This is a genomic window from Microcoleus sp. CAWBG640, assembly GCF_020883015.1.
Taxonomy (GTDB): domain Bacteria; phylum Cyanobacteriota; class Cyanobacteriia; order Cyanobacteriales; family Microcoleaceae; genus Microcoleus; species Microcoleus anatoxicus.
In genome coordinates, this window is the sequence record NZ_JAHRFC010000032.1 from 58,316 (window position 1) to 64,727 (window position 6,412).

At 43.2% G+C, this 6,412-nt stretch carries 7 protein-coding genes; 6 read left to right on the forward strand and 1 reads right to left on the reverse strand.

What is annotated here, in order from left to right:
• Positions 1-2: 2 nt before the first annotated feature.
• A complete protein-coding gene (locus AAFP11_RS17095) occupies positions 3-563 on the forward strand; it encodes an antibiotic biosynthesis monooxygenase (RefSeq protein WP_341738152.1) in 561 nt (186 codons plus the stop codon).
• A 487-nt stretch (positions 564-1,050) separates the two neighbouring features.
• Positions 1,051-2,379, forward strand: coding sequence for an AAA family ATPase (locus AAFP11_RS17100; protein WP_341738153.1), 1,329 nt, complete (start codon positions 1,051-1,053; stop codon positions 2,377-2,379).
• A 297-nt stretch (positions 2,380-2,676) separates the two neighbouring features.
• Here the strand turns inward: AAFP11_RS17100 and AAFP11_RS17105 are convergent, their stop codons facing one another.
• Positions 2,677-3,567 (reverse strand): LysR family transcriptional regulator, encoded by an 891-nt coding sequence (locus AAFP11_RS17105; protein ID WP_341738154.1) that lies wholly within the window; start codon positions 3,565-3,567, stop codon positions 2,677-2,679.
• A gap of 128 nt (positions 3,568-3,695) precedes the next feature.
• Between AAFP11_RS17105 and AAFP11_RS17110 the strand changes: the two genes are divergently transcribed.
• The 4 genes from AAFP11_RS17110 to AAFP11_RS17125 form a co-directional block, all read left to right on the forward strand.
• Complete coding sequence (locus tag AAFP11_RS17110) at positions 3,696-4,073, forward strand: hypothetical protein (protein ID WP_340522505.1); 378 nt, start codon at positions 3,696-3,698, stop codon at positions 4,071-4,073.
• Positions 4,074-4,137: 64 nt separating this feature from the next.
• A complete protein-coding gene (locus tag AAFP11_RS17115) occupies positions 4,138-4,794 on the forward strand; it encodes a peroxiredoxin-like family protein (RefSeq protein WP_341738155.1) in 657 nt (218 codons plus the stop codon).
• Between the two features lie 50 nt (positions 4,795-4,844).
• Positions 4,845-5,549 (forward strand): DUF4079 domain-containing protein, encoded by a 705-nt coding sequence (locus AAFP11_RS17120; protein ID WP_341738156.1) that lies wholly within the window; start codon positions 4,845-4,847, stop codon positions 5,547-5,549.
• A gap of 39 nt (positions 5,550-5,588) precedes the next feature.
• Positions 5,589-6,412: EamA family transporter (locus AAFP11_RS17125; RefSeq protein ID WP_341738157.1), on the forward strand; the 824-nt coding region annotated here is incomplete at its 3' end.

Below are 6,412 nucleotides of genomic sequence, written 5' to 3' on the forward strand. Positions count from 1 at the left end.
GCATGAATCCGTTGAATCAATCTGACGATTCTCCAGTAACTGTCGAGATTCTGGAACAAGTCAAGCCTGGTTGTGAGGATGAATTTGAGCGACTTTTGAGCGATATATTAGTCGCTGCTGCCGCGTTTGAAGGACATTTGGGAGTGAATATCTTCCGTCCAAACGATCGCAGCAACCGAGAATATCGCATCGTCTTCAAGTTCGACCATTTGAGTAATTTGACGAGTTGGGAAAATTCTCCAATTCGTCATCGGCTTTTGGAACGCATCAAGCGGCTAACTGTTGGTTCCGAGTATCAACGGCTGACGGGGTTAGAGACATGGTTTACCTTGCCAATTCAAGGAGCGATCGTCCCGCCGCCCCGCTACAAAATGGTACTCGTAACTTGGCTAGTGATTTTTCCATTAATTAACATCATTCCACCCTTCTTAAATCAATTGCTTTTTCCATGGCCAACTTTGTTACGCAGTGCGATCGGTGCAGCTTTCATGGTTTCGTTAATGACCTACGTCATCATGCCACGGGCGACAAAGTTATTTGCTAAGTGGCTCTATCCAAAGTAGAATACTCTTAAGTTCATTCATGAACTAAGGTCACGATGAAACCACTTTGTATCGTTCAGTCACCGCTGCGTGAAATGATCCATAACCTTGTGACTGCTGTTGCGGAGTTGTTTGAACAGCCTGTATCGCGGGTAGTATTCGTGCAGTTTTATTCTGTGTTCTAAACAATTTGCCGAGCAGTTTCTAGCTGAGTCGAAAGATGGATTCTCGTATCAAGATGAATGGTGGCAGATTGGGTTTAATAGCGATGATAGAGTTGGGTTTGTTTTCCCAAACTATTACGATTGTGCTAAAGATGGCTTGGAAGAAGCAACCATGTACTACTATGATTTCTATGCTACAAATTTTATCAAATTCGTTAGCATCGGAATTATTCATCTCTCTCTGATCTCCCTCTGCGTTCTCTGCGCCCTCTGCGGTTAAATCATTCTGATGCTAACGGAAACGATATTACTAGCGGAATACCGATCGACAGTAGCACATTACCATGAGAATTAACCGACTAGAAATCAAAAACTTCAAGAAATTTTCAGACTATACCCTTGACTTGCATCCCCAATTTACGTTGCTGGTTGGGGACAATGGCACAGGTAAAACGACCATCCTCGATGCTTTGGCGATCGCGGCTGGAATTTGGCTGGTCAACTCCCCCGACACAACCCTCAACAATAGCCGCCGTAACATTCTGCCCTCAGAAATTCGCTTAGAAGCGATCGAATCCGACACCATCACCCAATTTATTGAACGAAAACCCGTCCAGATTAGGGCGATCGGCACGATTAACAGTCAGCCAGTCCAATGGCTCAGACAATTCAAAACTAACGGCTCTAGAACCTCCAACACAGAAGCCAAACAAGCTCTAGAAATTATCTCCACTTTATTTCAACAGATTGAAGCAGGCGCAAAAATTTGGCTACCCATCATCGCCTACTACGGAGCAGGTAGAGCTTGGCTACCCTCCAACCAACGCGACCCCAAAGCCACTACCCACACCAGCCCCGCCCGCCGTTGGGATGCCTTCTATGACTGCTTTAAAGAACGGATTAGAATCGCCGATATCCATACTTGGTTCCAGAAAGAAGCGATCGCTTCTGTCAATCGACAGGGACAAATGCGCCCTGGTTACAAGGTGGTAAAGTTTGCTATTTTGCGTTGTATTCCCAACGCCGATGACCTATGGTTTGACCCAGAGCGATCGGAAATTGTTGTTTCTATTCAAGGCAACCCCCAACCCTTTAGTAACCTTAGTGCTGGTCAAAAAATGATGGTAGGTCTAATCGCCGATATTGCCATCAAAATCGTTACTCAAAATGCCTCTTTCTTAACTGAAGAATCAGATAGATGTAATCAAAGATTGCCTCTGATTTTGCAACAAACATCAGGGCTAGTCCTAATTGATGAAATAGATGTACATCTCCATCCAAAATGGCAACATCAAGTGGTGAATGACCTCACCAGAACCTTCCCCTCAATCCAGTTTGTTTGCACTTCCCATTCGCCACTTGTTATTGGTGAAGTTGAAGCAAGCTGTATTAGAGTCCTAGAACGTGATGAAGAAACTGGCAAAGTTATTTCTACCATTCCATTAGAATCTTATGGTCTTGATGCCAACCGAATACTAGAGGAGCAGATGGGATCGTCAGAGCGTAACAAAGAGGTAGCCAACAAGCTTCACGCTCTTTTTAGACTAATTGATGATGAAAATTTTGATGGCGCACGTCAAGCTATGATTCCCCTTGGTGAAAAAATTGGACACCAAGCTCCTGAGATTACTCAAGCTCGATCGCTGATTAAATTCTTAGAAGGTAATGAATGAGAAACATCCAGAAAAAGACCGAACCAACGTCCTTGACACAGCATCGGTGTAATACAAATACTGACTATGATCACTATGCCGAAAAACATGACCTGAGAGCAAGTCTAGTGAGCGAGCAAAGAGGAATTTGCTGTTACTGTATGCAACGGATTCGTCCTAACTCAGAAAACATGAAAATCGAACACTGGCAAAGCCAAGATATATACCCTCAGAGACAGCTAGAATACAATAATCTCCTTAAGAACTTCCGAATGAGCCTTTGAGAATGCGATCGAAGATGTCTTCTAATTATCTGGCTCAAACCCCATAATCTGAAACCCAGGGATCGAGCTTGAATTCTGCCGCTAAAAATTCAATAAAACAAACTATCTTTGCTGGATAAAAACGACTCCGACGATACACCCCATGAATTTGCAACGGAGTCGGCTGATAATCCTGCAACACCACCTTGATATCGCCCCGGTAAATCTCATCACCAAACATCCACACCGGCGCTACCGCAATCCCCAAACCCGATAACACAGCGGCTCGAATCGCCACAGAACTATTAGTTTGAAAACAGCCCCCCACCCGCACCTTAATAGTGCCATCTGTTCCTTGAAAATGCCATTCATTACCCGTTGACAGATGAGTGTAAACAATACAATCATGATGTACTAAATCCTCCGGTTTTTTCGGTTCTCCCGCTTGTTCAAAATAGTCTGTTGTTGCTACTGTGACGCGGCGAGTCGTGCCGATACGATGGCTAATCAGGGAACTATCCAGACGATTACCAATGCGGATTAACAGGTCTAAACCATCCTCTACAATGTCCACAAAATGATCTGCCATCATCAGATCTACCTTGACATCGGGATAGCGTTTCATAAATGCTTTTAAACGGGGAACAACCTGCATTTGCCCAAACAGCACGGGACAGCCCAATCTTAAAACGCCTGTTGCCCGTTCTTTCCCAGTTAAACTGGCCTCTGCTTCGGCAACGGTTTCCAAAATTTGCTGGCAATATTGATAGTATTTTTTACCTTCTTCGGTCAAATTCAAATTGGTAGTGGAACGAGTGAGTAATTGTACCCCCAAATATTTTTCGAGAGCGGCGATTTGCTTACTAATCGTCGGTTGCGTGGTCTGTTGTTCCCGCGCTACGGCAGAAAAGCTATTCAATTCGATCGCCCGAACGAAACTTTGCATACAAGCAATTCGATCCATACAGCACCTATTCCAAAATGGCATATAGTATATTCTATTTTGCCTGCTTCTCAAAGAAATTGAAATAGATCATGATAGTCTCATCAACCGTTCTCACCCCAAAAACATCAATGTTAAAACTCAAATCCCTCAGCCCTCTGTTTGCTCCCCTAGCCCTGGCTAGCGTTATTACTGCCGGAGATGTTGCTGTACATAGCTTTGTACCTCAATTGCAAAATAGCGCGATCGCCGCCCCGGAAATGACTGCTCAACAAAAGATTGAGATGATTAGTAAAAACAAAGGACAAATTGGTAGTGGCGACCAATTGCGGAGATTTTTCTTTGGTGATTTATTACCATTAGGAGTACAACCAGGTGGAGCAGGCATGGTGGTCAATCTCTATAACAAAGCCAACGATGTTACCTTCTCCTACTGTGCAACCTACGACGTCGTAGTCGCTGTCAAACAAGGGAAAGTAGCAATGTTTTCACCAAATGAAGTGAAGTAATTTGCCTGTTCCCTTGCTGACTTTAAGTAAGGGAAAATTCCCCAGATATATATTGGCAAATATCGTGAATTTACAACTGGAATTTCATAAATTCTACCAGGAATTTTTGGCAAAGTTTCCCCCGGAAAAAGCAGCGATTATGCAAGGAGCAACTCAAGCATTAGCCAAGGAATTTAAAAATCGCAGAAGCTTAAGAATTGACGATGATGCCCCGGATTTTGTCCTGGAAAATACTGACGGTCAAAAGATTAGTCTGTACGAGCGATTAAATCAGGGAGCCGTTATTCTCTGTTTTTATTTTGGTAGTTGGTGTCCCTATTGTAATCTGGAATTACGGGCTTATCAGGGGCTATCACCCAAAATTCAGGCTTTAGGAGCTTCGGTTTTAGCCATTTCTCCCCAAACAATTGATGCTTCCCGAAAAACAGTCCTTAACAACGGACTTTCCTTTGATGTTTTGAGTGATGCGGGTTGCCAAATTGCCCGTGATTATGGTATTGTATTTGAAATTACCGCTCCTCTTAAATTACTTTATACCGAACTTGGTCACGCTCTCCCAGATTACAATGGGACGGAAGATTGGCTGTTACCTGTTCCTGCAACTTTTATTATCGATCGCCATCGACATATTGCCCTAGCTCACATTGACGTGGATTATAGCAAGCGTTATGAACCCGCCGACGCGATCGCCATTTTATTGTCCCTGTTTGTGGCTGCTTAGCGATCGATAATTTTGATTGTCCCTAAATAGTGAATTAATGGATCTTTAACATGGAACTTCAAGATATCTTTGCATTACTACATCCGGCGATCGCCATTGTTGTCGTTTTTCCCTTAATCGGAATTGTGGTGAATCGCGCCTTGCTCACCCGTCAACGCCGCCTGCTTGTCGCCGACGGGGGAAAAACTAAAATTCCGCCCGTAGTCGGTTCCGAGCACGTAGCCATGGGTAATTGGTTGAGCGGCTCAGTGGTAGGGGTTGCTCTACTGGGAATGGCCTACCCCATTTTCTCCAAAATGCTGAGTAACGACACCCTCACCAAAGAACCTTTTCGATTCTTGTTTGCGATCGCCATTTTCCTGTTAACCATTGCTTCTTTCGCACTACTATTTAAGGCAAGAGTTAAACTCTGGCGAGGTATATTTGCCACTTTTACGGGCATGGGATTGATGATTTTAGGGTTTCAACCAGAAATCTTTCGTCGCGATAATGAATGGTTTGTTTCCCATTATTACTACGGTATGATAGCCTCTTTATTGATGATTTTTTCAGTGGCGATCGTCCAAGATATTTATCAGGATAGAGAAAATCGCTGGCGCAGGGTTCATATCATTCTCAATTGTTTGGCTCTCCTGTTCTTTATCGGTCAGGGAATCACTGGTGCAAGAGATTTACTAGAAATTCCCCTCCATTGGCAATCACAGTATATCTATCAATGCGATTACACTAATAAAACCTGTCCTCAACCGAAATAAGCTAATTTTAAGGTTTAAAAAATTAGAGAAATCAAGAGCATGAAAGTTGCAAATAAATTACATCAATTTTTCATCCGAGTTCCTAGCCCAATGTATCTTGGCATTGCTGTTTTGATTTTTGCTGCTTCCAATTCGGTAACTCGTAAAATTGTGGAAATAGGGGAAAGTCATGCGATTAATGGCAGAAATCCTATTTCACTGTGCAATGTTTTATTTGTAGGTAATATCTGTGCCTTGGGGTTGATGACTCTAATTTTTTATCAAGATTGGCAACGGCCGACTCTGAAAGCTCTGACTCGTAAAGATTGGATTAGTTTAACTATTACAGGTATTTTATCGGGGGCGATCGCTCCAGCGTTAATTTTTGCAGCCCTGGGACAGACTAATGTAACTAATATTGTGTTAATTGGGCGCATCGAACCAATTTTAACCCTTGTATTGGGTGTTTTGCTGTTGGGTTCGCGGGTAGATTTTTGGGCAATTGCAGGCTCTCTGATTTCCTTGGCTGGGGTGATAGTGACTGCTGTTTTAGGGAGTTCAAGTCAGATGATGACGATGGGTGGATTTCAAATTGGCACCGGAGAAATTTTTGTGGCGATCGCTGCGATCATTGGTTCCATTGCCACCGTTGTTGGTAAACTGCAACTACAATCAATTCCCTTGGGCATTTTTACTATTTATCGCAATATTCTGGGGACGGTATTTTTTTTCCTATTGGCTAATTTACTTTACGGACCTCACCATTTTGCCGAAGTCTTATCACCTTTTCTGTGGCAATGGATGATAATCTATGCCGCGGTTATTGTCGTCACTGGTCAATTATGTTGGTTGGCGGGTTTAAAAAATGCGACTTCAACGGAACT